A 24,478-nucleotide genomic window follows, 5' to 3' on the forward strand; every position below is an offset into this window, starting at 1 on the left:
CGCGTTTATCCTTATTTTTGCACTACGATATTTTCTTGAGACGGATCAACATGCTGCATTTGCAGCTTTTCCGTTGCGATCCGCTCTACCCGGCTGTGATCGCCGAGCGCATTTTCTTCAAGGATCAGGTTGCGCCATTCAATGTCCAATGCATCGCGCTCCAGAACCAATTGTTCACGCTGCGCGGTGAGTAAACGAGTATGGTGCGCCGTCGTGACCACCGTCACCGCCGTTAAAATGATGCAAATGAACAAGCAGAGTGGCAGCTTCCCGAACCGCAAAAGATCGTCACCGATCACGCCAGGCAAGGCATGGCGCTCGTTGCTTCCTATCGATCCCTTCACTTTGCTTAGGGCTTCTGTCACTCTGCTGATCATGCGTTCGTCCTCTCTGCGATACGCAGAACTGAACTACGGGCCCGAGGATTTTCAGCTACCTCTTTTTCACCCGGCATCAACTTGCCTAACGCTCGTAACTCACGACCGCCCAGTTTTTTGAGCTGCGCTTCCGTCATCGGTAATCCCGCCGGTACCTGCGGACCGCGGCTTTGCTCACGCATAAAGCGTTTCACAATACGGTCTTCCAGCGAGTGGAAACTGATGATTGAAAGCCGCCCGCCTGGGGCCAGTACGCTGAGCGAGCTTTTTAGCGCCTGCTCTATCTCCTCCAGTTCACTGTTTACCCAGATGCGCACCGCCTGGAAGGTACGGGTCGCGGGATGTTTGAATTTGTCTTTTACCGGGGTCGCCGCCGCAACCACTTCCGCCAGCTCTTTGGTGCGGGTCATCGGCTGTTCGCGATTGCGCTCAACAATGGCGCGAGCAATACGTTTGGCAAAACGCTCCTCGCCGAATGTTTTCAGCACCCAGGCGATATCCGCCTCCTCCGCCGTTTGTAACCACTCGGCGGCAGACTGGCCGCGCGTCGGGTCCATTCGCATATCCAGCGGACCGTCGCGCATAAATGAAAAACCGCGCTCCGCATCGTCAAGCTGCGGAGAAGAGACGCCAAGATCGAGAAGGATCCCGTCAATCTTGCCGGTAAGCTCGCGCTCGGCGACATAATCAGCCAGCGCGGAAAAAGGTCCATGAATGATGGAGAAGCGAGGATCACTGATGGCCTGCGCAACGGCGATCGCCTGCGGATCGCGATCGATCGCCAGCAAGCGCCCCTCTTCGCCCAGTTGCGAGAGGATCAGGCGCGAGTGGCCGCCGCGACCAAATGTGCCATCAATATAGATACCATCCGGACGAATATTCAGCCCATTAACGGCTTCATCCAACAGTACCGTAGTGTGTTTAAAATTTTCCATCATCTTATAGAGACAAGTCCTGCAGCCGCTCCGATAACGTTTCGGTAGCTGACTGTTCAGCGTCGATATCTTCCTTGACCTGTTGATACCAGGTCGTTTCATCCCACAGCTCAAATTTGTTGAACTGTCCAACCAGCATCACTTCTTTCGTCAGTCCGGCATGTTGCCGCAGAACTGGCGCGATCAGTAATCGACCTGCACCATCCATCTGACATTCGCTGGCATGGCCCAACAGTAAACGCTGTACGCGACGTTCTACCGGGTTCATGCTCGACAGACGAGATAACTTTTGCTCAATAATTTCCCATTCAGGCAGGGGGTAAAGCAGCAGGCATGGGCGATGGATGTCAATGGTACATACCATTTGACCGGTAGCGCTCTCGATCAGTTGCTCCCGATAACGGGTCGGCACGGTCAGGCGCCCTTTACTGTCGAGATTGACTAACGTTGCCCCCCGGAACATGCCAGTCTCACCCCTTCTTACCACTTTATCCCACAAATTCCCACTCGAAGGAGTTTACGGAGCGGAGGAAAAGCTTGTCAAGCAAGTCACAACGCTTACCGAAGTAAAAAAGCCAATGTTTACGGCGAATATCTGCGTTGATTAATTTCCGTCCAGCGCGCAAGCCAAATTAACGTTATGAATATTTGTAAGAAAAAAACCAAAGACCCACCGCCGTTTAAAACGGACTCAATATAATCCGAGAAAAATATAAAGTGTCAGTTTGCGACGCGAGCGGCATTTTAGGACATATTGCACCGTGTTAACAGTGCCTGTTTAACGTGTGCAGCGCCTGCTATACCAGCGCCTACGAGCGACTGTCGCGCCAAAGACAAAAAGTGGCTGTTAATTCGACGATTTCTTGCCTGCTTGTAACAAAACAAGACAAAGGAAAAGACTCGTTACGTCTTAATTAGTGGAATATGGACGATTTCGGACAAAAGAAAGGTAATAAAAAAGAATTTTCGGATAATTTTAAGGAATAATCTTAATTATTTGAGGGATATTTTTACTGATACGCATTTGTTTGACGGCGGCAGAAGAGAGAGTCTTTTACCGCCGGTCCTTTAGCTACGGCTCAGAATGCCGCGACGATACAGGTTTCGCCGAATACGCGTTAAGCCGGGTTTCGGTTTACGCGGTTCATCAAGACTTGCCAGCACAATCTCCAGCACGCGTTCCGCGACATCACGATGACGCTGCGCCACCGCCAGCACCGGGCATTGCAGAAAATCCAGCAGCTCATGATCGCCGAAGGTCGCAATCGCTAAATCCGAAGGCAGTTTTCCATCGCGCCGCAGCGTTACGTCCATCACGCCCTGTAATAGCGCGAACGATGTCGTAAAGAGCGCCTGCGGCATAGGATGCGTTTCCAGCCATTTCTCAAACAACTGCGCGGCGGCTTCGCGCTCATAGCTGTTGGCATATAAGAAATTCACCTCCCGCGGATCGTCTTTCCATGCGGTGCGGAACCCCTGCTCGCGCAGGAAACTGACGGACAACTCCGGCAGCGCGCCCAAATAAAGCACCGTTTCCGCCGGGAATTTACGCAGCTCTTCCGCCAACATCTCGGCATCATCCTGATCGGCGCCGACCACGCTGGTGAAATGTTCGCGATCCAGCGCGCGGTCGAGCGCGACGATGGGGAACGGATCGTTGGCCCAGCGCTGATAGAAGGGATGCTCCGGCGGTAACGAAGTTGAAACAATGATTGCATCCACCTGGCGTTGCAAAAGGTGCTCAATGCAGCGCATTTCGTTATCCGGCTGATCTTCAGAACAGGCGATCAGCAGCTGGTAGCCACGCTGGCGTGCCTGGCGCTCAAGATAGTTTGCGATACGGGTGTAGCTCGTGTTTTCAAGGTCCGGGATCACCAGACCAATGGAACGTGTGCGTCCAGCACGCAGCCCGGCAGCCACAGCGTTAGGATGGTAATTGTGCTCACGCACTACCGCCATGACTTTTTCTACGGTTTTGTCGCTCACGCGGTATTGCTTTGCTTTACCGTTTATAACGTAGCTTGCAGTTGTGCGCGAGACACCGGCCAGCCGAGCGATTTCATCCAGTTTCACAATTGCCCCTTGTGTAAATTGTACAAACCATAACCTTTATGTCGGCATGGGTTAAAATCGTTAACATCTAAGCGCAGTTTGATCACTCCGGCAACCGCTTTTATTCCGGGTTACCACGGATTTCGCAAAAAAAAGCCCAACCGGTGATATTGGGTTGGGCGATAATTCCTGTTGGCTGATATCCGGCAAACCTGCCTGATGGCGCTACGCTTATCGGACCTGGGCCAGATATCAGCCTGTAGACCGGATAAAACGCAAGCGCGTCGTCATCCGGCGAATCAGCTCAGCGCATAATCTTATCGCCGCGCGAAAGCCCGACGACGCCTGAACGCGCCACTTCAACAATTTTCGCCACGTCGCGCAGCGAGGCCAGAAAAGCATCCAGTTTATCGCTGGTGCCCGCCAGTTGAACGGTATACAGCGTTGGCGTAACGTCAATAATCTGACCACGGAAAATTTCCGTATTACGCTTCACCTCTTCCCGTCCGTAGCCGCTGGCCTGGATTTTCACCAGCATGATTTCCCGCTCAACGTGCGCTCCCTGACCCAGCTCGCTGACGCGCAGCACATCAACCAGCTTGTGCAGTTGCTTTTCAATTTGCTCAAGCACTTTTTCATCGCCTACCGTCTGGATAGTCATGCGCGACAACGTCGGATCGTCTGTCGGCGCGACGGTCAGGCTTTCAATATTATATCCGCGTTGCGAAAAGAGGCCGATAACCCGCGATAACGCCCCAGATTCGTTTTCCAGTAATACCGATAAAATCCGGCGCATCATCAGGTCCTCTCCGTTTTGCTTAACCACATTTCGTCCATCCCGCCCCCGCGAATCTGCATCGGATAGACATGCTCGCTGCCATCAACGGTGACATCGACGAACACCAGTCGGTTATTACGCACATGCTCAAGGGCTTCGCTGAGTTTACTTTCCAGCTCATCCGGACGGTTAATCTGCAGCCCGACATGACCATATGCTTCCGCCAGGCGCACAAAATCCGGTAACGACTGCATATAAGACTGAGAATGGCGACCGGAATAGATCATATCCTGCCACTGTTTCACCATCCCCAGATAACGGTTGTTCAGGTTCAGAACCAGTACCGGCAGTTCATACTGTAAGGCTGTCGACAGCTCCTGAATGTTCATCTGTATACTGCCATCGCCGGTCACGCAGACCACCATTTCTTTCGGCAGGGCCATTTTAACGCCCAACGCAGCCGGTAGGCCAAAACCCATCGTGCCGAGCCCGCCGGAATTAATCCAGCGACGTGGTTTATCGAACGGGTAATAGAGGGCGGCAAACATCTGGTGTTGTCCTACATCGGACGTCACGTACGCGTCGCCCTTCGTCAGACGCCAGAGGGTTTCAATCACCGCCTGGGGTTTAATGCTTTCGCTTTCCGCGTCATATTTCAGGCACTGACGGGCGCGCCAGATCTCTATCTGCTGCCACCAGTCGCGAATATCATCCTGCGGCTGAGACGGCGCATCCTGCGCCAGTAGCTCCAGCATTTGTTCCAGTACCAGGCGGGCATCGCCCACCACCGGGATATCAGCGTTAACCGTTTTGGATATGGACGTCGGGTCAATGTCGATGTGTAATACCGTCGCGTTCGGACAATATTTAGCGAGATTATTCGTCGTGCGGTCGTCAAATCGTACGCCAACAGCGAAAATCACGTCGGCGTTATGCATGGTCATATTGGCTTCATAAGTGCCATGCATTCCCAGCATTCCTAACGACTGGCGATGAGTAGCAGGAAACGCGCCCAGTCCCATTAATGAAGAGACCACCGGCAGGTTAAAGGTTTCAATGATGTGGCGCAGCGGCGCATAGCAGGCCGCGCTTATCGCCCCTCCCCCAACGTAGACCACCGGCTTTTTTGCCGACGCCAGCGTTTGCAAGGCACGCTTAATTTGTCCTTTATGTCCTGATGTTGTGGGATTGTAAGAGCGCATACTGACCGTCTCCGGCCAGGCATACGGCATTTTTTTCGCCGGATTCAAAATGTCTTTCGGCAAATCCACGACCACCGGCCCAGGACGTCCGCTTGCCGCCAGCCAGAAGGCCTTTTTAAGCACCTGGGGAATATCTTCCGTCTGTTTGACCAGGAAGCTATGTTTGACCACCGGTCGGGAAATCCCCACCATGTCGCACTCCTGAAAGGCATCATAACCAATCAATGAGGTGGCGACCTGGCCGGAAAGAATCACCAGCGGAATGGAATCCATATAGGCCGTAGCAATCCCGGTAATCGCATTGGTCGCTCCCGGTCCGGAAGCCACCAGCACCACGCCAACGTCGCCAGTGGCTCGCGCCAGGCCATCCGCCATATGCACCGCGGCCTGCTCATGACGCACCAGCACATGATCGATCCCTCCAACGGTATGTAGCGCATCATAAATATCAAGCACTGCGCCTCCAGGATAGCCGAACACCTGCTTTACGCCTTGATCGATAAGCGATCGGACGACCATCTCGGCTCCAGACAACATCTCCACGGCTTGCCTCCACTTTATACCTGTCATCACGGTTTGACGGACACCTTAACCGCTCGCTATCACGCCTGGCAATTGGGTGGAATGACGTAAAGATGGGGAAGGTTAGAATAATCAGGAGGCAAGAAGAGAAGAAATGGAGAAATACTCCGTCTGAATCACACCAGGTAATAAATAATCGCTTATAAATGCAGACTTACAGCAATTCATCTATTTTTCACAGCGACGAAAAGAATCGCTCACCGTTAATTCAGCATAAAATTTTTGATATACGCTAAAAAGCAGAATAAACCAGAATTTGTTTCTGATTTATTCTGCCCGGTTTTATCGCTTACAAACAGAAACTAATAAATCTTCCATCCATTGATGCCCTTTATCACGCCCAGCCGCTTCATGCCAGGAAAGGTAGCATGTCCGGCTATTCAGTTTTAAAGGCAACGGCAGTATTTGCAGCTCCAGCGACTCCGCAAACTCTTCCGCCAGCCAGCGCGGGGCAATAGCGACCAAATGCGTCTGCGAAACCACGTTCAGAACGCTGATAAGCGCCATGCCCTGATAAGCCACGCTCGACTGTTTATCCGGCGTGTCATACCACGGCTGACTAAATGACGCATAACGATCGAGAGAAACAACCGCATGTTGTTCATTATAAACATCGCCTTCCAGTAGCGGGCCGCTAATACGCGGGTGTTTTCGGCTGGCGACTAAAACCATTTCATCTTTAAATAGCGGTACGCTGGTAAACTCAGGACGACGGAATTCTTCATAACTAATAACGAACTCGGTTTCCTGATAGCGTAACTGATGCTCAGTATTCTGATTCAACGACGCTTTAAAAACGACATGAATATTTGGCGCAATTTTTTCTACACGATTATAAATCTGTGACGTCAGGATATTATCCAGCGGACTGCACACGCAAAGATTGAATACACGTTCGCTGCTGGTCGGCTCAAACCCTGATCCCGGCAATTCATTTTGCACCAATTGCAACGCCTGACGGACTGAACCAAATAACTGAAATGCACGGGCAGTCGGCTGAATTCCTCGTCCATATCGAACAAAAAGTTCGTCATTAAACATAACCTTCAGACGCGCTACGGCGTTACTGACCGCAGGCTGCGACATTCCCAGCGTGTGGGCGGCGCGCGTAATATTCTGCTCTTGCATTACCGCATCGAACACGGTCAATAGGTTCAAATCAACCATGCGAAGCTGTGGTTTGCCCATATCTAAAAGATGCGGCTTTTCGGTTTTGACCTCTGGCATATTTAACTCCACTGTCACGCTTAACTCCCTTTTTCTGGCTGAAGGCAGAAATAATTCCTGAAAATATGATTTACCATGCATATAAAATAAGAAAAAGGGAAAGCGTTAAAATTCGGAAAACATAAAGACGCTGACAGAGACAAATAGAATGCCAGCGCAAGCGTAATGTGTCCTGAGTCACACCATTGCGATTCATAATGTTTAAATTACGCAAGCAATATAATCATAACTATGGCGAATACACAATCATACACCAAGTGAATGATCATTTAAGTTTCAATTAAATGTTTATATTATTAATAGCTAAAAAGTTAACATTAATTTATCAATAACTTTATCCTTATCCATTAAGCAAACAAGGTTATTTGTTAAAATATAAAACAAATCAAAAAGATAAACCAAACCTTTTGCATACCTTTAACAGGCCATTCCCCTAACCAATTTGCAAACAAAAATGCCTAAATATTTCAAACAATGAAAAGTATGAATGTCCACTCGTTCTTTTATCCTTTATTGGACACGCAGCCCAGCACAATTAGCTAAAGTACGTATCCGGATATCGTCAACAAAATGCAATGGCGACAGAAATCAGAGTTGACATTAAACGGCATATCCAGTACCACTAAAAGCATATCGCATTCGCTGGAGCTGAATTAATGTCACATATCGTTCGTTTCACTGGGCTACTACTACTCAACGCATTTATTGTGCGCGGTAGACCGGTGGGCGGCATTCAACATTAAGTCAGCTCGAAGTCAAACAAAACCCGCGCCGTTGCGCGGGTTTTTTTATGCCTGACGCAAGGCGCCCCTGGAGACAAGGACCACATCATGAGCCAGCAAGTCATTATTTTTGATACGACCTTACGCGACGGCGAACAAGCGTTACAGGCCAGCCTGAGCGCGAAAGAGAAGCTGCAGATTGCCCTGGCCCTTGAGCGCATGGGTGTTGATGTCATGGAAGTAGGCTTCCCGGTCTCTTCTCCGGGTGATTTTGAATCTGTCCAAACCATCGCCCGCACCATCAAAAACAGTCGCGTTTGCGCCCTGGCGCGTTGTGTAGAAAAAGACATCGACGTCGCGGCACAGGCGCTGAAGGTCGCCGACGCGTTTCGCATCCATACTTTTATCGCCACCTCGCCAATGCACATCGCCACCAAGCTGCGCAGCACGCTGGATGAGGTTATCGAACGCGCGGTATACATGGTTAAGCGGGCGCGTAATTACACTGATGACGTAGAGTTCTCCTGCGAAGATGCTGGCCGGACGCCTGTTGACGATCTGGCGCGCGTGGTGGAAGCCGCTATAAACGCCGGCGCGAGAACCATTAATATTCCCGATACCGTGGGCTATACCATGCCGTTTGAGTTTGCGGGAATCATTTCCGGCCTGTATGAACGTGTCCCCAATATCGACAAAGCTATCATCTCCGTTCATACCCACGACGATTTAGGGATAGCAGTAGGCAACTCGCTGGCGGCAGTACATGCGGGCGCGCGTCAGGTTGAAGGCGCGATGAACGGTATCGGAGAACGTGCCGGTAACTGCGCGCTGGAAGAAGTGATCATGGCGATTAAAGTGCGCAAAGACATCATGAACGTACACACCAACATCAATCACCACGAAATCTGGCGCACCAGCCAGACCGTCAGCCAGATCTGTAACATGCCGATCCCGGCCAACAAAGCGATTGTCGGCAGCGGCGCTTTCGCCCACTCTTCCGGCATCCACCAGGATGGCGTCCTCAAGAACCGCGAAAACTATGAAATCATGACGCCAGAGTCCATCGGTCTGAACCAGATACAGCTGAACCTGACCTCCCGCTCTGGCCGTGCCGCCGTGAAACATCGCATGGAAGAGATGGGTTACAAGGACACAGACTACAACATGGACCACCTGTACGACGCGTTCCTGAAGCTGGCGGACAAAAAAGGCCAGGTGTTCGACTATGACCTGGAAGCGCTGGCGTTTATTAATAAACAGCAAGAAGAACCAGAGCATTTCCGTCTGGATTACTTCAGCGTGCAGTCCGGCTCCAGCGATATCGCCACCGCTTCCGTGAAGCTGGCCTGTGGTGAAGAGATCAAGGCCGAGGCGGCGAACGGCAACGGCCCGGTCGACGCCATCTATCAGGCGATTAACCGCATCACTGGCTACGACGTTGAGTTGGTTAAATACGACCTGAACGCCAAAGGCCAGGGCAAAGACGCGCTGGGTCAGGTCGATATCGTCGTAAACCATCATGGTCGCCGCTTCCACGGCGTCGGGCTGGCGACGGATATCGTCGAATCCTCCGCCAAAGCGATGATGCACGTACTGAACAATATCTGGCGCGCCGCCGAAGTTGAAAAAGAATTGCAACGCAAAGCTCAAAATAAAGAGAACAACAAGGAAACCGTGTAATGTCGAAGAACTATCATATTGCCGTACTGCCGGGCGACGGTATCGGCCCGGAAGTCATGGCGCAAGCCCTGAAAGTTATGGATGCGGTACGCAGCCGTTTTGATATGCGTATCACCACCAGCCGCTATGACGTCGGCGGTATTGCTATCGACAATCATGGTCATCCACTGCCGAAAGCCACCGTTGAAGGGTGCGAGCAGGCGGATGCCATTCTGTTTGGCTCCGTCGGCGGCCCGAAATGGGAAAATTTGCCCCCGGAAAGCCAGCCAGAGCGCGGCGCCCTGCTGCCGCTGCGCAAACATTTCAAATTATTCAGTAATCTGCGCCCGGCGAAACTGTATCAGGGACTGGAAGCATTTTGCCCGTTGCGCGCCGATATCGCCGCTAACGGTTTCGATATCCTGTGCGTGCGCGAGCTGACCGGCGGGATCTATTTCGGACAGCCAAAAGGCCGTGAAGGCAGCGGTCAGTACGAAAAAGCCTTTGATACCGAAGTTTATCACCGCTTTGAGATCGAGCGCATTGCCCGTATCGCCTTTGAATCGGCGCGTAAACGCCGCCGTAAAGTCACCTCTATTGATAAAGCCAACGTACTGCAAAGCTCTATCCTGTGGCGTGAGATCGTCAACGATGTCGCGAAAACGTATCCCGATGTGGAACTCGCGCACATGTATATCGATAACGCCACCATGCAGTTGATTAAAGACCCGTCGCAGTTTGACGTCCTGCTGTGCTCTAACCTGTTCGGCGACATTCTGTCCGACGAATGCGCCATGATCACCGGCTCAATGGGGATGTTGCCCTCCGCCAGCCTGAACGAGCAAGGGTTTGGCCTGTATGAACCGGCTGGCGGCTCCGCGCCGGATATCGCCGGGAAAAATATCGCCAACCCAATTGCGCAGATCCTGTCGCTGGCGCTGCTGCTGCGCTACAGCCTGGATGCCAACGATGCGGCAACGGCCATTGAACAGGCGATCAATCGCGCATTAGAAGAGGGCGTTCGCACCGGCGATTTAGCCAGGGGCGCTGCCGCAGTCAGTACCGATGAGATGGGCGATATTATCGCCCGCTATGTCGCAGAAGGGGTGTAATCATGGCCAAAACGTTATACGAAAAATTATTTGATGCCCACGTGGTCTTTGAGGCGCCAAACGAAACGCCGCTGCTGTACATCGATCGCCACCTGGTACACGAAGTGACCTCGCCGCAGGCGTTTGACGGTCTGCGCGCGCACCATCGTCCGGTACGTCAGCCGGGGAAAACCTTCGCCACGATGGATCACAACGTCTCGACGCAGACCAAAGACATTAATGCCTCCGGTGAAATGGCGCGTATCCAGATGCAGGAGCTGATTAAGAACTGTAACGAGTTCGGCGTCGAGCTGTATGACCTGAATCACCCATACCAGGGCATCGTCCATGTGATGGGGCCGGAACAGGGCGTCACCCTGCCGGGCATGACCATCGTCTGCGGCGACTCCCACACCGCCACCCACGGCGCGTTTGGCGCGCTGGCCTTCGGCATCGGCACTTCTGAGGTAGAACATGTACTGGCGACGCAAACCCTGAAACAGGGGCGCGCTAAAACCATGAAGATTGAAGTCACGGGCAGCGCCGCGCCGGGCATTACCGCCAAAGACATCGTGCTGGCGATCATCGGTAAAACCGGTAGCGCCGGCGGCACCGGACACGTGGTTGAATTTTGCGGCGACGCTATCCGCGCGCTGAGTATGGAAGGCCGCATGACGCTGTGCAATATGGCGATTGAGATGGGCGCCAAAGCCGGTCTGGTCGCCCCGGATGAAACCACTTTCAACTACGTAAAAGGGCGTTTGCACGCGCCGAAGGGCTGCGATTTTGACGAAGCCGTCGAGTACTGGAAAACGCTGAAAACCGATGACGGCGCGACCTTTGATACTGTCGTCACCCTGCGAGCAGAAGAGATCGCGCCGCAGGTGACTTGGGGCACTAATCCGGGCCAGGTGATTTCCGTCACCGACATCATCCCCGATCCCGCCTCCTTTAGCGATCCGGTTGAGCGCGCCAGCGCCGAAAAAGCGCTGGCTTATATGGGCTTACAGCCTGGCGTACCGTTAACGGACGTTGCTATCGATAAAGTCTTTATCGGCTCTTGTACCAATTCACGCATTGAAGATTTGCGCGCGGCGGCGGAAGTCGCCAAAGGGCGCAAAGTTGCGCCGGGCGTGCAGGCGCTGGTGGTGCCGGGTTCAGGTCCGGTGAAAGCGCAGGCGGAAGCGGAAGGTCTGGACAAGATCTTTATCGAAGCAGGATTTGAATGGCGCTTACCAGGCTGTTCCATGTGCCTGGCCATGAATAATGACCGCCTGAACCCGGGCGAGCGCTGCGCATCCACCAGCAACCGTAACTTTGAAGGCCGTCAGGGCCGCGGGGGTCGCACTCACCTGGTTAGCCCGGCGATGGCCGCCGCTGCCGCCGTTACCGGCCACTTCGCCGACATTCGCAGCATCAAATAAGGAAACTACCATGGCAGAGAAATTTACCCAGCATACCGGCCTGGTTGTCCCACTGGATGCCGCCAACGTCGATACCGATGCAATTATCCCTAAACAGTTTTTGCAGAAGGTTACGCGCACCGGTTTTGGCGCCCATCTGTTTAACGACTGGCGCTTCCTGGACGAAAAGGGCCAACAGCCAAATCCGGAATTCGTGTTGAACTTTCCGGAATATCAAGGCGCGTCGATACTGTTGGCGCGGGAAAACTTTGGCTGCGGCTCTTCACGCGAACACGCGCCGTGGGCGTTGACCGATTACGGCTTTAAAGTGGTGATCGCGCCAAGCTTCGCCGACATCTTCTACGGCAACAGTTTCAATAACCAACTGCTGCCGGTGAAGTTAAGCGACGAACAGGTCGATGAGCTGTTTACGCTGGTGAAAGCCAATCCGGGCATTAAATTTGAAGTGGATCTGGAAGCACAGGTGGTGAAAGCAGGCGATAAGACCTACAGTTTTAAAATCGACGACTTCCGCCGCCACTGCATGTTGAACGGTCTGGACAGCATCGGGCTGACGCTGCAGCACGAAGACGCGATTGCCGAGTACGAAAATAAACAACCGGCATTTATGCGGTAACCTTTCACGCCTTACCGGGCCTACAGGGTATGCAATATCACCAGGTTGCCACTATATTCTGTAGGCCTGATAAGCGTAGCGCCATCAAGCGCCTGGTTACTCATCAGTCGCTCATGCCGGGGATATTCCGGCATTTTTTATACGTCTTTTACTCGCCCGGTCATCACCCGCGTGACCACAGAAACCGCCGCAGAAATCCCGTTGAGACGCCGTCCCATCGTCGTCATCCAGAAACAGCCGAAATAAAAAAAGCCAGCAGATATTATCTGCTGGCGGGTGATTTTAGGCTATCGCCTACACCAATACTCAGTCACACATGATGTCTGCAATTGGCTTCAATCGGTCGCCTCCCACTGCATCAGTTCCGCGAGCATTTTTAAGCGCTGCGTCGCGCTCAGGCAAGCCAGCCAGGACGTTTTTTCCGTCGCGGCAAAATATCTCAACCAGAACTGGCGCATAGTGACCTCTTCCTCTTGCTTCATCGAAAGATATTATTGGCCTAATATAGGGATAATAAAATTGCTGAGTTTTTCATCGGAGTTCCCCTTTTATGCCCTCAGGTCGCCTGCAACAACAATTTATCCGTCTCTGGCAATGTTGTGACGGTAAAACGCAAGACACCACGCTTAATGAGCTGGCGGATCTGCTGAACTGTTCGCGTCGCCATATGCGTACGCTGCTAAATACGATGCAGGCGCGCGGTTGGCTAACATGGGAAGCCGAGGTCGGACGCGGAAAGCGTTCGCGTCTGACGTTCCTGTATACCGGACTGGCGCTGCAACAGCAGCGGGCGGAAGACCTGCTGGAACAAGATCGAATCGATCAACTGGTACAACTGGTCGGCGATAAAAGCGCTGTCAGGCAAATGCTGATTTCCCATCTGGGACGCAGCTTCCGCCAGGGGCGGCATATTCTGCGGGTTCTTTACTATCGTCCGATGCACAATCTCCTGCCGGGAACCGCATTACGTCGCTCGGAAACTCATATTGCCCGGCAAATTTTCAGTTCGCTCACGCGGGTAAATGAGGAAAACGGGGAACTGGAAGCGGACATTGCGCACCACTGGCAGCAAATTTCCCCTTTACTGTGGCGCTTCTACCTGCGCCCCGGCATTCATTTTCATCATGGCCGCGAGCTGGAGATGGAAGATGTCATCGCCTCGCTGACGCGTATCAATACGCTTCCGCTTTACTCGCACATCACAAAGATAGACTCCCCTACCGCGTGGACGCTGGATATTCATCTTTCCCAGCCGGATCGCTGGTTGCCGTGGCTGCTGGGCCAGGTCCCGGCGATGATTTTGCCGCGGGAGTGGGAAACGCTGGCTAATTTCGCCAGCCACCCTATCGGCACCGGGCCTTATGCCGTGCGGCGTAATACGCCAAACCAGCTCAAGATACTCGCCTTTGATGATTACTTCGGCTATCGGGCGTTGATAGACGAAGTGAACGTCTGGGTACTGCCGGATATCAGTGAAGAACCGGCCTGCGGCTTGATGCTGGAAGGGCCAATACAAGGCGGTGAAAAAGCGATAGAAAGCCGACTGGAAGAGGGGTGCTATTACCTGCTATTCGACGCCAGAACGCCGCGCGGCGCGCATCCGCAGGTCAGAGAATGGGTAAGCCACGTCCTCTCCCCCACCAATTTACTCTATCATGCCGATGAACCGCTACAGCAGCTCTGGTTCCCGGCCTATGGGCTTTTACCGCGCTGGCACCACGCCCGTCCAGGCCCGGGCGAAAAACCCGCCGGGCTGGAAACCCTCACGCTGACCTTCTATCGCGAACACATTGAGCACCGGGTTATCGCCCGTATCATGAGCGCGCTTCTGGCTGAACATCAGGTGCATCTGCATATTCAGGAGATCGACTACGATCAATGGCACGCCGGCGAGATCGAAAGCGATATCTGGCTCAATAGCGCTAACTTTACGCTGCCGCTGGATTTCTCGCTGTTCGCGCACCTGTGCGAAGTACCGCTCTTGCAGAACTGCATTCCGCGCGACTGGCAGGACGACGCCGCGCAGTGGCGCGCTGGCGAGATGAACCTGGCGAACTGGTGCCAGCAACTGCTGGCCAACAAAGCGATTGTGCCGTTGATCCACCACTGGCTGATTATCCAGGGACAACGCAGTATGCGCGGGCTGCGCATGAATACCCTCGGCTGGTTTGATTTTAAATCGGCGTGGTTTGCGCCGCCAGATCCTTAACGCCAGCTCTTGATTGCTGCCCGGCAACAAAATCACTACACTAACGCCGAACTCAACGGGGTGCCGCGCTCATGCGCGCGCTGAGAAAATACCCGTCGAACCTGATCCGGATAATGCCGGCGAAGGGATTTGAGGCTACCTCTCAAGTCCTTTGCCACTCTTTAACTGAGGTGCAAAGTGTTAAAAAAATATCTTTCGCTTTTACTCCTGTGCGCGGCGCCTGCTTTCGCCAAACCCGTTCTCACCGTCTATACCTACGACTCGTTCGCCGCCGACTGGGGGCCAGGCCCGGCGGTGAAAAAAGCGTTTGAAGCCGATTGCAACTGCGAGCTGAAACTGGTGGCGCTGGAGGATGGCGTTTCGCTGCTCAACCGCCTGCGGATGGAGGGGAAGAACAGCAAAGCCGATGTGGTGTTGGGGCTGGACAATAATCTGCTGGAGGCGGCCACGCAAACTAAACTCTTTGCCAAAAGCGGCGTGGCGAATGAGGCGGTCAAGGTGCCCGGCGGCTGGAAAAACGACACATTTGTGCCGTTCGATTACGGCTATTTCGCCTTTGTCTACGATAAAAGCAAGCTGAAAAATCCGCCGAAAAGCCTGAAAGAACTGGTCGAGAGCGATCAAAAATGGCGGGTGATTTATCAGGACCCGCGTACCAGTACGCCAGGGCTGGGGCTGTTACTGTGGATGCGCAAAGTCTATGGCGATAACGCGCCGCAGGCCTGGCAAAAACTGGCGGCCAAAACGGTGACGGTGACGAAAGGCTGGAGCGAGGCCTACGGTTTATTTCTGAAAGGTGAAAGCGATTTGGTGCTCAGTTACACCACCTCTCCGGCGTATCACATTATTGAAGAGAAGAAGGACAATTACGCCGCCGCGAACTTCAGCGAAGGCCATTACTTACAGGTAGAAGTCGCGGCGCGTACCGTCGCCAGTAAGCAGCCGGAACTGGCGGAGAAATTCCTCAAATTTATGGTTTCTCCGGCGTTTCAGAACGCCATACCCACCGGCAACTGGATGTACCCGGTAGCGGACGTCGCCTTACCCGCAGGGTTTGAATCATTGGCCAAACCCGCCACAACGCTGGAATTCACGCCGCAACAAGTGGCAGCACAACGCCAGGCATGGATTAGCGAATGGCAACGCGCCGTCAGCCGTTAATTCCCGGCTGGCTGATTCCGGGGCTGTGCGCCGCCGCGCTGATGATAACCGTCTCGCTGGCGGCCTTTCTGGCGCTTTGGCTGAACGCGCCGTCGGGCGCGTGGTCGACACTCTGGCGGGATAGCTATCTGTGGCATGTGGTGCGCTTCTCATTCTGGCAGGCGTTTCTGTCCGCAGTGCTGTCTGTGGTTCCGGCGGTTTTTCTCGCCCGCGCGCTTTATCGACGCCGTTTTCCTGGACGTCTGGCGCTGCTGCGTCTGTGCGCCATGACGCTGATTCTGCCGGTACCGGTTGCCGTGTTCGGCATTCTTAGCGTGTATGGACGTCAGGGCTGGCTGGCCTCGCTGTGGCAGATGCTGGGGCTTCAGTGGACATTCTCCCCCTACGGCTTGCAGGGCATTTTACTGGCGCACGTCTTTTTTAACCTGCCAATGGCGAGCCGTTTGTTGCTGCAATCTTTGGAAAGCATTCCCGGCGAGCAGCGCCAGCTCGCCGCCCAGCTCGGTATGCGCGGCTGGCATTTTTTCCGTTTTGTCGAATGGCCGTGGCTGCGCCGCCAAATTCCGCCCGTCGCGGCGCTGATTTTTATGCTCTGCTTCGCCAGTTTCGCAACGGTTCTGTCGCTCGGCGGCGGCCCGCAGGCCACCACTATCGAGCTGGCTATCTTTCAGGCGCTCAGTTATGACTACGATCCCGCCCGCGCGGCGATGCTGGCATTAATCCAGATGGTCTGCTGCCTGGCGCTGGTACTGCTAAGCCAACGGTTGAGCAAAGCGATTGCGCCGGGGATGACGCTGACGCAGGGTTGGCGCGATCCTGACGATCGTCTCCACAGCCGTCTGACGGACGCCTTATTAATCGTGCTGGCGCTGCTGCTGCTTCCGCCGCTGGTCGCCGTGGTGGTCGATGGCGTCAACCGCAGCCTGCCGGAGGTGCTGGCGCAACCCATTCTGTGGCAGGCTGTCTGGACATCGCTACGCATTGCGCTGGCGGCGGGCGTTCTGTGTGTGGTGCTGACCATGATGCTGCTGTGGAGTAGCCGCGAGCTACGCCAACGCCAGCAACTATTCGCCGGACAAACGCTGGAACTCAGCGGGATGTTGATCCTCGCGATGCCGGGGATCGTGCTGGCGACAGGCTTCTTTTTACTGCTCAATAACAGCGTTGGCTTACCGGAATCCGCCGACGGCATCGTGATTTTCACCAATGCGCTGATGGCAATCCCCTACGCGCTAAAAGTCCTGGAAAACCCAATGCGCGATATTACCGCCCGTTATGGAATGCTGTGCCAGTCATTAGGAATTGAAGGCTGGTCGCGGTTAAAGGTCGTGGAACTGCGGGCGCTGAAACGTCCGCTGGCGCAGGCGCTGGCGTTTGCCTGCGTACTTTCTATCGGTGATTTTGGCGTCGTCGCGCTTTTCGGCAATGACAATTTCCGCACGCTGCCGTTTTATCTGTATCAGCAGATCGGCTCCTACCGCAGCCAGGACGGCGCGGTGACCGCGCTGATACTATTGCTGCTCTGCTTTACGTTATTTACCCTCATAGAGAAACTACCGGGCCGACATGCTAAAACTGATTGATATCACCTGGCTTTACCATCATTTGCCGATGCGTTTTACGCTGGCGGTAGAACGCGGCGAGCAGGTGGCGATTCTTGGCCCCAGCGGCGCGGGGAAAAGCACGTTGTTGAATTTAATTGCCGGTTTTCTTGCGCCTGCCAGCGGTACGTTACTGATTGCCGGTGAAGATCATACGCTTACGCCGCCCTCACGCCGTCCGGTCTCAATGCTGTTTCAGGAGAATAATTTATTCAGCCACCTGAATGTGCAGCAAAATATCGGTCTGGGGCTAAACCCCGGGTTAACGCTCAACGCCAGCCAGCGGGAAAAACGGGACGCTATCGCACGTCAGATGGGCATTGAGAGTCTGATGACGCGTTTACCGGGCGAACTGTCCGGCGGCCAGCGTCAGCGGGTAGCGCTGGCGCGCTGCCTGGTACGTGAACAGCCGGTACTGCTGCTGGATGAACCGTTCTCCGCGCTCGATCCCGCGCTGCGCCAGGAGATGCTGACGTTGGTCAGCGATATCTGCCGCGAGCGACAGCTCACGCTGTTGATGGTCTCGCACAGCGTGGAAGATGCGGCGCGAATTGCGCCCCGGTCAATCGTCGTCGCCGACGGACGCATTGCGTGGCAAGGCAAAACAGACGAGCTACTAAGCGGTCAAGCCAGCGCCTCAGCGCTATTGGGCATCAAATCCCATATTTTGTAGGCCGGATAAGGCGAAGCCGCCATCCGGCAAAGGAATCGTTAGTAACCCACAACTTTGCGCAGAATATCGATATATACCGGCATCAGCGGGTGGCGAACTAGCACCACCAGCGCGACCACGCCGATCCCGAGCGTCAACGGCGCCAGATACAGCAAACGGCTGCGGGGGAAATACGCGGTTAAACGATCGACTGCCGCTTTGCCGCTGCGCCACAGCCGCCAGCATAGCCAGCCTCCGACCCACAGCAGCAACGCCGTCGCCAGCAGCAGCCATTTGAAATCTCCGCTCTGCATATCGGAAGGAATATCGATTGCCGCTCCCGCCAGAATGCCCGGCAGGAAATAAAACGGCGGCCACAGCAAACAGCCAATCAAGTTCGGCCCAATAAATTTCGCCACGGGAAGATCCAGCATCCCTGCCACCATCGGCACCAGCGGCCTCGTCGGACCGACAAAACGTCCGACCAAGATCGTGAACATACTGTGCTGATGCAGCGCGTGTTCGGTTTTATCCAGCAGCGACTTGTTCTTTTTCATAAAAGACCAGCGGTGTAGCGGCTTTTTAAAGCGCCACCCCAGCCAGAACGAAATCCAGTCGCCCATCAGACAGCCGATAATACCCACCAGCCAGGCATGCCAAAAATTGAGCTCGCCGCTGCCGATAAGCGCGCCCAGCCCCGCCATCAGTACCGTGCCGGGTAAAATCAACCCCACCAGCGCCAGCGATTCCAGGAAGGCGACCAGCAACACGGCGATAAGCGAATACAGAGTGGATTGGGTGATAAAGTGTTCCAGCAGTGCTTGCATAGTGTGTCCGTCAGCGTGATGAAGCAGGGATTCTGCTTACCCCGTCCCCCTTCGTCAAGCCGTCAATTATCCGAATAGTTACGGCTTATGACATCTTTGTGGACACATCATTCACTTTTTATTCACATCCGGCCCTGAACTCGCTAGGACTTGCCCCGGTGCATTTTTTAAATACCCGAGAAAAATAGAGCTGATCGTCAAATCCAACATTGCGCCCAACGGTCGCTATCGGCATTCGCGTGGTGCTAAGCAGGAGTTTCGCCTGGCTGATACGCTGATCTTCGCGCCAACTCAATACGCTAATGCCTAACTGCTGGCGGAACAGATGCGATAACCGGGAGGGCGACAGGCAGACATGCTGGGCGACGCTGGCGATATCAAAATGACTGTCCGCCAGATGGTCGCTGATATACTGGCAGGCATCGCGCACACGGCTATCCATCGGCGGGTGCAACGACTCATTAATTACCGCCATACGTCTGAGCAACAACTGCTCCAGCAGATTGATCGCCAGTAGCTCAGAATAGCGACCTTCCCCTTGCCCGGCGCTGATGATCTGCCCGAACAGTTCGCTGAAATGCGGCTGGCGCGCCTCGTCCGGGCGGAAAAATCCTGTCTGAGCAAAGATTGTCGGCCAGGTCAGCCACTCCTGCCAGTAGGCGCGAGGCCGGAAATAAACCCACTGGTGATACCACTCGCTGGCATCCGGATGCCGTCCATAGTGATGAATCTCGCCCGGCGGAAACAATAATATATCGCCAGGCCGACAGACAAACTGCTCGCCATTATTATTAATGACGCCCTCTCCGCGGATGGTCAGGTTAAGAATATATCCCTTCATGCCCAACGGACGATCGATAAAAAAATCCAGATATCCATTCGCTTCAATTGGCGTCAGCCCGGCGACCAGATGGGCATTAAATGAATATCCCGGCAATAGCGGATCATTTTGCGTTTCAGCCATGATTTCTCTACCCCCCGATGTTCAGAGAAGAAACAAATTGTCCATATTGACCAGGACGACAGAGCTTCCGTCTCCGCAAGACCTTGCGCTTGATGAAAGCACGTATCAACCCCGCTTGTGAAAAGCGCTTTGTAACAAAAGCGTACAGTTCAGGCGATAAAATTAAGTAACAGAAGTGTCTATAACTATGGCTGGAATGTCCACATTGAATATTTGCACAGCGTCACACTTTGCAAAGCATTAGCATTTTTGTCCATAAGATTAGCGGATCCTGCCTGACGGTTTTTGCCGCGACTCTCTACTGTTTCTCCATACCTGTTTTTCTGGATGGAGTAAGACGATGGCAATTGCAATTGGCCTCGATTTTGGCAGTGATTCAGTGCGCGCTCTGGCAGTGGACTGCGCCACCGGCGACGAGATCGCCACCAGCGTAGAGTGGTATCCGCGCTGGCAAGAAGGCCGTTATTGCGACGGCCCGAACAACCAGTTCCGTCATCATCCGCGCGACTACATGGAGTCAATGGAGGCCGCGCTGAAAGCCGTTCTGGCACAATTAAGCGCCGCGCAACGCGCAAATGTCGTTGGCATTGGCGTTGACAGCACCGGTTCTACGCCAGCGCCGATTGACGCCGACGGTAACGTCCTGGCGCTGCGTCCGGAGTTCGCCGAGAACCCGAATGCGATGTTTGTGCTGTGGAAAGATCACACCGCCGTGGAAGAAGCCGACGAAATCACTCGTCTGTGCCATAAGCCAGGTAAGGTCGACTACTCCCGCTATATTGGCGGCATTTACTCCAGCGAATGGTTCTGGGCGAAGATTCTGCACGTCACCCGCCAGGATAGCGCCGTCGCGCAGGCCGCCGTCTCGTGGATTGAACTGTGTGACTGGGTGCCGGCGCTGCTTTCCGGCACCACTCGCCCGCAGGATATCCGCCGTGGCCGCTGCAGCGCTGGGCACAAAACACTGTGGCATGAAAGCTGGGGCGGTCTGCCGCCCGCGAGCTTCTTTGATGAACTCGATCCGTGCATTAACCGTCATCTGCGCTACCCGTTATTTAGCGAAACCTTCACCGCCGATCTGCCCGTGGGCACCCTGTGCGCCGAATGGGCGCAGCGCCTCGGCTTGCCGGAAAGCGTGGTGATTTCCGGCGGCGCGTTCGACTGTCACATGGGCGCGGTCGGCGCGGGCGCACAGCCCAATACGCTGGTAAAAGTCATCGGCACGTCAACCTGCGACATTCTGATTGCGGATAAACAGAGCGTCGGGGATCGCGCCGTGAAAGGCATTTGCGGTCAGGTTGACGGCAGCGTGGTGCCGAACTTTATCGGTCTGGAAGCGGGCCAGTCCGCTTTCGGCGACATCTACGCCTGGTTTAGCCGCGTGTTGAGCTGGCCGCTGGAACAACTTGCCGCGCAGCACCCGGAACTGAAAACCCAGATTAACGCCAGCCAGAAGCAGCTATTGCCAGCGCTCACCGACGCCTGGGCGAAAAATCCGTCCCTGGATCACCTGCCGGTGGTGCTCGACTGGTTCAATGGTCGCCGTACACCCAATGCCAACCAGCGTCTGAAAGGCGTCATTACCGATCTCAATCTCGCCACCGACGCGCCAGCGCTGTTTGGCGGTCTGGTCGCCTCGACCGCCTTCGGCGCGCGCGCCATTCAGGAGTGTTTTACCGAGCAGGGTATCGCGGTCAATAACGTGATGGCGCTTGGCGGCATCGCCCGTAAAAATCAGGTCATTATGCAGGTCTGCTGCGACGTACTGAATCGTCCGTTGCAGATCGTCGCTTCCGACCAATGTTGCGCATTAGGCGCCGCTATCTTTGCCGCCGTTGCCGCGAAAGTCCATGCCGATATTCCTGCCGCCCAGCAAAGCATGGCGAGCGCGGTAGAACGCACTCTGCGTCCCCGCCCTGAACAGGCGCAACGCTTCGAACGGCTTTACCGCCGCTACCAGCAGTGGGCGCTAAGCGCAGAACAACATTATCTTCCGACTGCCGCGCCGGCGCCAACGACCCCGGCCAATCAGGCAATCCTGACTCATTAAGGACACGACAATGACGATTTTTGATAATTATGAAGTATGGTTTGTGATTGGCAGCCAGCATTTGTATGGCGCAGAAACCCTGCGCCAGGTCACCCAACATGCCGAGCATGTGGTCAACGCGCTGAATACCGAAGCCAAACTGCCATGTAAACTGGTATTAAAACCGCTGGGCACCTCGCCGGATGAGATTACCGCCATTTGTCGTGACGCCAATTATGACGATCGCTGCGCGGGGCTGGTGGTCTGGCTGCACACCTTCTCCCCGGCCAAAATGTGGATCAACGGGCTGAGTATCCTTAACAAACCACTACTGCAATTCCATACCCAATTTAACGCCGCCCTGCCGTGGGACAGCATCGATATGGACTTTATGAACCTGAACCAGACTGCGCATGGCGGCCGAGAGTTCGGTTTTATCGGCGCGCGGATGCGCCAGCAGCACGCGGTCGTCACTGGCCACTGGCAGGATAAAGAGGCCCATACGCGTATCGGCGCCTGGATGCGCCAGGCGGTCTCTAAACAGGATACCCGCCAGCTAAAAGTCTGCCGCTTCGGCGACAATATGCGTGAAGTCGCAGTGACTGACGGTGATAAAGTGGCCGCGCAAATCAAATTTGGCTTTTCGGTCAATACCTGGGCGGTCGGCGATCTGGTGCAGGTGGTGAATTCTATCGGCGACGGCGATATCAGCGCTCTGATTGACGAGTATGAAAGCAGCTATACCCTGACGCCCGCCACCCAGATCCACGGCGATAAACGCCAGAACGTGCGGGAAGCGGCGCGCATTGAACTGGGGATGAAGCGTTTCCTGGAACAGGGCGGCTTCCACGCATTCACTACTACTTTTGAAGATTTACACGGTCTGAAACAACTTCCGGGTCTGGCCGTACAGCGTCTGATGCAGCAGGGCTACGGCTTTGCGGGCGAAGGCGACTGGAAAACCGCCGCTCTGCTTCGCATTATGAAAGTGATGTCAACCGGTCTGCAGGGCGGCACCTCATTTATGGAGGATTACACTTACCACTTCGAGAAAGGCAACGATCTGGTGCTCGGCTCGCACATGCTGGAAGTGTGTCCCTCCATCGCGGTGGAAGAGAAACCGATCCTCGACGTCCAGCACCTCGGCATTGGCGGCAAGGAAGATCCGGCGCGTTTGATTTTCAATACCCAAACCGGCCCGGCGATCGTCGCCAGCCTGATCGACCTCGGCGATCGTTACCGCCTGCTGGTCAACTGCATTGACACCGTAAAAACGCCGCACTCCCTGCCGAAACTGCCGGTGGCTAACGCGCTGTGGAAGGCGCAGCCGGATCTGCCGACCGCCTCCGAAGCGTGGATTCTGGCTGGCGGCGCGCACCATACCGTCTTCAGCCACGCGCTGGATCTGAACGATATGCGCCAGTTCGCAGAAATACACGATATCGAAATCGCGGTGATTGATAACGATACCCGTCTGCCAGCCTTTAAGGACGCGCTGCGCTGGAACGAGGTGTATTACGGTTTAAAACGCTAAAAGTGGTGTCTGAATGCCCGGTGGCACTGCGTTTACCGGGCCTACGGTCCTGTAGGCCGAATAAGGCATTTATGTCGCCATCCGGCACACCGTCGCTCGTAGGCCGGATAAGCGAAGCGCCATCCGGCAGGGAGAAAACAATGTTAGAAGATCTCAAACACCAGGTACTGGAAGCCAATCTGGCGCTGCCAAAACACAACCTGGTCACCCTCACCTGGGGTAACGTTAGCGCCGTCGATCGCGAACGCGGCGTACTGGTGATTAAGCCGTCCGGCGTCGATTATAGCGTCATGACCGCTGACGATATGGTGGTGGTCAGCCTGGAGACCGGTGAAGTCGTTGAAGGTCATAAGAAACCGTCGTCCGATACGCCAACCCACCGTCTGTTATATCAGGCATTTCCGACTATCGGCGGCATCGTACACACCCATTCGCGCCACGCGACTATCTGGGCGCAGGCGGGTCAGCCGATTCCGGCGACGGGCACCACCCACGCCGACTATTTCTACGGTACGATTCCCTGCACTCGCAAAATGACCGAAGCGGAAATTAATGGCGAGTATGAATGGGAAACGGGCAATGTCATTGTTGAAGCCTTTGAAAAACAAGGCATTAACGCCGCTCAAATGCCCGGCGTGCTTGTCCATTCGCACGGCCCGTTTGCCTGGGGTAAAAATGCCGAGGATGCCGTGCATAACGCCATCGTGCTGGAAGAAGTGGCCTATATGGGGATCTTCTGCCGCCAGCTTGCGCCGCAGTTGCCCGACATGCAGCAATCCCTGCTGGATAAACACTATTTACGCAAACACGGCGCAAAAGCCTATTACGGGCAGTAA

General features: G+C 54.6%; 22 protein-coding genes and 1 riboswitch. Of the genes, 12 read left to right on the plus strand and 10 right to left on the minus strand.

Annotated elements, in window-relative coordinates; translation table 11 throughout:
- Positions 1–11: 11 nt before the first annotated feature.
- The 7 genes from ftsL to leuO form a co-directional block, all read right to left on the minus strand.
- Entirely contained in the window at positions 12–377 is a 366-nt protein-coding gene (gene ftsL / locus J4685_RS15740) for a cell division protein FtsL (RefSeq protein ID WP_000625651.1), read from the minus strand.
- Positions 374–1,315, minus strand: a complete 942-nt coding sequence (rsmH, locus tag J4685_RS15745) for a 16S rRNA (cytosine(1402)-N(4))-methyltransferase RsmH (protein ID WP_000970435.1) — start codon at positions 1,313–1,315, stop codon at positions 374–376. Before rsmH ends, ftsL begins: the two co-directional genes overlap by 4 nt.
- A gap of 1 nt (position 1,316) precedes the next feature.
- On the minus strand, positions 1,317–1,775 hold the full coding sequence (gene mraZ / locus J4685_RS15750) for a division/cell wall cluster transcriptional repressor MraZ (protein ID WP_000488297.1): 459 nt from the start codon (positions 1,773–1,775) through the stop codon (positions 1,317–1,319).
- 605 nt (positions 1,776–2,380) lie between these two features.
- Positions 2,381–3,385: a catabolite repressor/activator gene (gene cra, locus J4685_RS15755; protein WP_000762406.1), complete on the minus strand. Its 1,005-nt coding sequence runs from the start codon at positions 3,383–3,385 to the stop codon at positions 2,381–2,383.
- Positions 3,386–3,668: 283 nt separating this feature from the next.
- Entirely contained in the window at positions 3,669–4,160 is a 492-nt protein-coding gene (ilvN, locus tag J4685_RS15760; protein ID WP_001563086.1) for an acetolactate synthase small subunit, read from the minus strand.
- A 2-nt stretch (positions 4,161–4,162) separates the two neighbouring features.
- A complete protein-coding gene (gene ilvI, locus J4685_RS15765) occupies positions 4,163–5,887 on the minus strand; it encodes an acetolactate synthase 3 large subunit (RefSeq protein ID WP_000425600.1) in 1,725 nt (574 codons plus the stop codon).
- A gap of 321 nt (positions 5,888–6,208) precedes the next feature.
- Complete coding sequence (gene leuO / locus J4685_RS15770; protein ID WP_001115421.1) at positions 6,209–7,153, minus strand: transcriptional regulator LeuO; 945 nt, start codon at positions 7,151–7,153, stop codon at positions 6,209–6,211.
- A gap of 656 nt (positions 7,154–7,809) precedes the next feature.
- On the opposite strand from leuO, the gene leuL reads away from it, so the two are divergent.
- From leuL to leuD, 5 genes are all read left to right on the plus strand, one after another.
- Positions 7,810–7,896, plus strand: a complete 87-nt coding sequence (gene leuL, locus J4685_RS15775; RefSeq protein WP_001575587.1) for a leu operon leader peptide — start codon at positions 7,810–7,812, stop codon at positions 7,894–7,896.
- A gap of 87 nt (positions 7,897–7,983) precedes the next feature.
- Entirely contained in the window at positions 7,984–9,555 is a 1,572-nt protein-coding gene (leuA, locus tag J4685_RS15780) for a 2-isopropylmalate synthase (protein ID WP_000082817.1), read from the plus strand.
- Complete coding sequence (gene leuB, locus J4685_RS15785) at positions 9,555–10,646, plus strand: 3-isopropylmalate dehydrogenase (protein ID WP_000042336.1); 1,092 nt, start codon at positions 9,555–9,557, stop codon at positions 10,644–10,646. The genes leuA and leuB overlap by 1 nt, the downstream gene beginning before the upstream one ends.
- Before the next feature lie 2 nt (positions 10,647–10,648).
- The gene (leuC, locus tag J4685_RS15790) at positions 10,649–12,049 is read left to right on the plus strand and encodes a 3-isopropylmalate dehydratase large subunit (RefSeq protein ID WP_001140636.1); all 1,401 of its coding nucleotides are present in this window, start codon (positions 10,649–10,651) and stop codon (positions 12,047–12,049) included.
- Positions 12,050–12,059: 10 nt separating this feature from the next.
- Positions 12,060–12,665: a 3-isopropylmalate dehydratase small subunit gene (gene leuD, locus J4685_RS15795; RefSeq protein WP_000818262.1), complete on the plus strand. Its 606-nt coding sequence runs from the start codon at positions 12,060–12,062 to the stop codon at positions 12,663–12,665.
- Positions 12,666–13,000: 335 nt separating this feature from the next.
- On the opposite strand, the gene sgrT is transcribed toward leuD, so the two are convergent.
- Entirely contained in the window at positions 13,001–13,123 is a 123-nt protein-coding gene (sgrT, locus tag J4685_RS15800; RefSeq protein ID WP_001248756.1) for a glucose uptake inhibitor SgrT, read from the minus strand.
- Positions 13,124–13,215: 92 nt separating this feature from the next.
- Between sgrT and sgrR the strand changes: the two genes are divergently transcribed.
- The 4 genes from sgrR to thiQ all read left to right on the plus strand — a co-directional run bounded on the left by sgrR (position 13,216) and on the right by thiQ (position 18,309).
- Positions 13,216–14,874, plus strand: coding sequence for an HTH-type transcriptional regulator SgrR (gene sgrR, locus J4685_RS15805; RefSeq protein ID WP_001139028.1), 1,659 nt, complete (start codon positions 13,216–13,218; stop codon positions 14,872–14,874).
- Positions 14,875–14,920: 46 nt separating this feature from the next.
- Positions 14,921–15,020: riboswitch (TPP riboswitch) on the plus strand.
- A 31-nt stretch (positions 15,021–15,051) separates the two neighbouring features.
- Positions 15,052–16,035: a thiamine ABC transporter substrate binding subunit gene (gene thiB / locus J4685_RS15810; protein ID WP_000915342.1), complete on the plus strand. Its 984-nt coding sequence runs from the start codon at positions 15,052–15,054 to the stop codon at positions 16,033–16,035.
- Positions 16,011–17,618 (plus strand): thiamine/thiamine pyrophosphate ABC transporter permease ThiP, encoded by a 1,608-nt coding sequence (gene thiP / locus J4685_RS15815; protein ID WP_000235647.1) that lies wholly within the window; start codon positions 16,011–16,013, stop codon positions 17,616–17,618. The genes thiB and thiP overlap by 25 nt, the downstream gene beginning before the upstream one ends.
- Complete coding sequence (thiQ, locus tag J4685_RS15820) at positions 17,602–18,309, plus strand: thiamine ABC transporter ATP-binding protein ThiQ (RefSeq protein WP_000915976.1); 708 nt, start codon at positions 17,602–17,604, stop codon at positions 18,307–18,309. The genes thiP and thiQ overlap by 17 nt, the downstream gene beginning before the upstream one ends.
- Positions 18,310–18,347: 38 nt before the next feature.
- Here thiQ and J4685_RS15825 read toward each other — a convergent pair whose 3' ends face one another.
- Positions 18,348–19,115, minus strand: a complete 768-nt coding sequence (locus tag J4685_RS15825; RefSeq protein ID WP_001148369.1) for a DedA family protein — start codon at positions 19,113–19,115, stop codon at positions 18,348–18,350.
- A gap of 118 nt (positions 19,116–19,233) precedes the next feature.
- On the minus strand, positions 19,234–20,079 hold the full coding sequence (gene araC / locus J4685_RS15830; RefSeq protein ID WP_000852387.1) for an arabinose operon transcriptional regulator AraC: 846 nt from the start codon (positions 20,077–20,079) through the stop codon (positions 19,234–19,236).
- 340 nt (positions 20,080–20,419) lie between these two features.
- Here araC and araB point away from each other — a divergent pair, with 340 nt between their 5' ends.
- From araB to araD, 3 genes are all read left to right on the plus strand, one after another.
- Positions 20,420–22,129 (plus strand): ribulokinase, encoded by a 1,710-nt coding sequence (gene araB / locus J4685_RS15835; RefSeq protein WP_000951819.1) that lies wholly within the window; start codon positions 20,420–20,422, stop codon positions 22,127–22,129.
- Between the two features lie 10 nt (positions 22,130–22,139).
- A complete protein-coding gene (araA, locus tag J4685_RS15840) occupies positions 22,140–23,642 on the plus strand; it encodes an L-arabinose isomerase (RefSeq protein ID WP_000151699.1) in 1,503 nt (500 codons plus the stop codon).
- Positions 23,643–23,782: 140 nt separating this feature from the next.
- The gene (gene araD / locus J4685_RS15845) at positions 23,783–24,478 is read left to right on the plus strand and encodes an L-ribulose-5-phosphate 4-epimerase (RefSeq protein ID WP_000888638.1); all 696 of its coding nucleotides are present in this window, start codon (positions 23,783–23,785) and stop codon (positions 24,476–24,478) included.

This window comes from Salmonella sp. 32100201201700099SM (genome assembly GCF_017572645.1).
GTDB classification, from domain to species: domain Bacteria; phylum Pseudomonadota; class Gammaproteobacteria; order Enterobacterales; family Enterobacteriaceae; genus Salmonella; species Salmonella enterica.

Excerpts from the sequence above, each read along its gene's own strand:
- ftsL (WP_000625651.1), bottom strand. The coding sequence starts at position 377 with ATGATCAGCAGAGTGACAGAAGCCCTAAGCAAAGTGAAGGGATCGATA.
- sgrT (WP_001248756.1), bottom strand. The coding sequence starts at position 13,123 with ATGCGCCAGTTCTGGTTGAGATATTTTGCCGCGACGGAAAAAACGTCC.
- ilvN (WP_001563086.1), bottom strand. The coding sequence starts at position 4,160 with ATGCGCCGGATTTTATCGGTATTACTGGAAAACGAATCTGGGGCGTTA.
- leuD (WP_000818262.1), top strand. The coding sequence starts at position 12,060 with ATGGCAGAGAAATTTACCCAGCATACCGGCCTGGTTGTCCCACTGGAT.
- sgrR (WP_001139028.1), top strand. The coding sequence starts at position 13,216 with ATGCCCTCAGGTCGCCTGCAACAACAATTTATCCGTCTCTGGCAATGT.
- leuA (WP_000082817.1), top strand. The coding sequence starts at position 7,984 with ATGAGCCAGCAAGTCATTATTTTTGATACGACCTTACGCGACGGCGAA.
- mraZ (WP_000488297.1), bottom strand. The coding sequence starts at position 1,775 with ATGTTCCGGGGGGCAACGTTAGTCAATCTCGACAGTAAAGGGCGCCTG.
- leuB (WP_000042336.1), top strand. The coding sequence starts at position 9,555 with ATGTCGAAGAACTATCATATTGCCGTACTGCCGGGCGACGGTATCGGC.
- leuL (WP_001575587.1), top strand. The coding sequence starts at position 7,810 with ATGTCACATATCGTTCGTTTCACTGGGCTACTACTACTCAACGCATTT.
- leuO (WP_001115421.1), bottom strand. The coding sequence starts at position 7,153 with ATGCCAGAGGTCAAAACCGAAAAGCCGCATCTTTTAGATATGGGCAAA.
- thiP (WP_000235647.1), top strand. The coding sequence starts at position 16,011 with ATGGCAACGCGCCGTCAGCCGTTAATTCCCGGCTGGCTGATTCCGGGG.
- araA (WP_000151699.1), top strand. The coding sequence starts at position 22,140 with ATGACGATTTTTGATAATTATGAAGTATGGTTTGTGATTGGCAGCCAG.
- rsmH (WP_000970435.1), bottom strand. The coding sequence starts at position 1,315 with ATGATGGAAAATTTTAAACACACTACGGTACTGTTGGATGAAGCCGTT.
- J4685_RS15825 (WP_001148369.1), bottom strand. The coding sequence starts at position 19,115 with ATGCAAGCACTGCTGGAACACTTTATCACCCAATCCACTCTGTATTCG.
- araD (WP_000888638.1), top strand. The coding sequence starts at position 23,783 with ATGTTAGAAGATCTCAAACACCAGGTACTGGAAGCCAATCTGGCGCTG.
- thiQ (WP_000915976.1), top strand. The coding sequence starts at position 17,602 with ATGCTAAAACTGATTGATATCACCTGGCTTTACCATCATTTGCCGATG.
- araB (WP_000951819.1), top strand. The coding sequence starts at position 20,420 with ATGGCAATTGCAATTGGCCTCGATTTTGGCAGTGATTCAGTGCGCGCT.
- araC (WP_000852387.1), bottom strand. The coding sequence starts at position 20,079 with ATGGCTGAAACGCAAAATGATCCGCTATTGCCGGGATATTCATTTAAT.
- leuC (WP_001140636.1), top strand. The coding sequence starts at position 10,649 with ATGGCCAAAACGTTATACGAAAAATTATTTGATGCCCACGTGGTCTTT.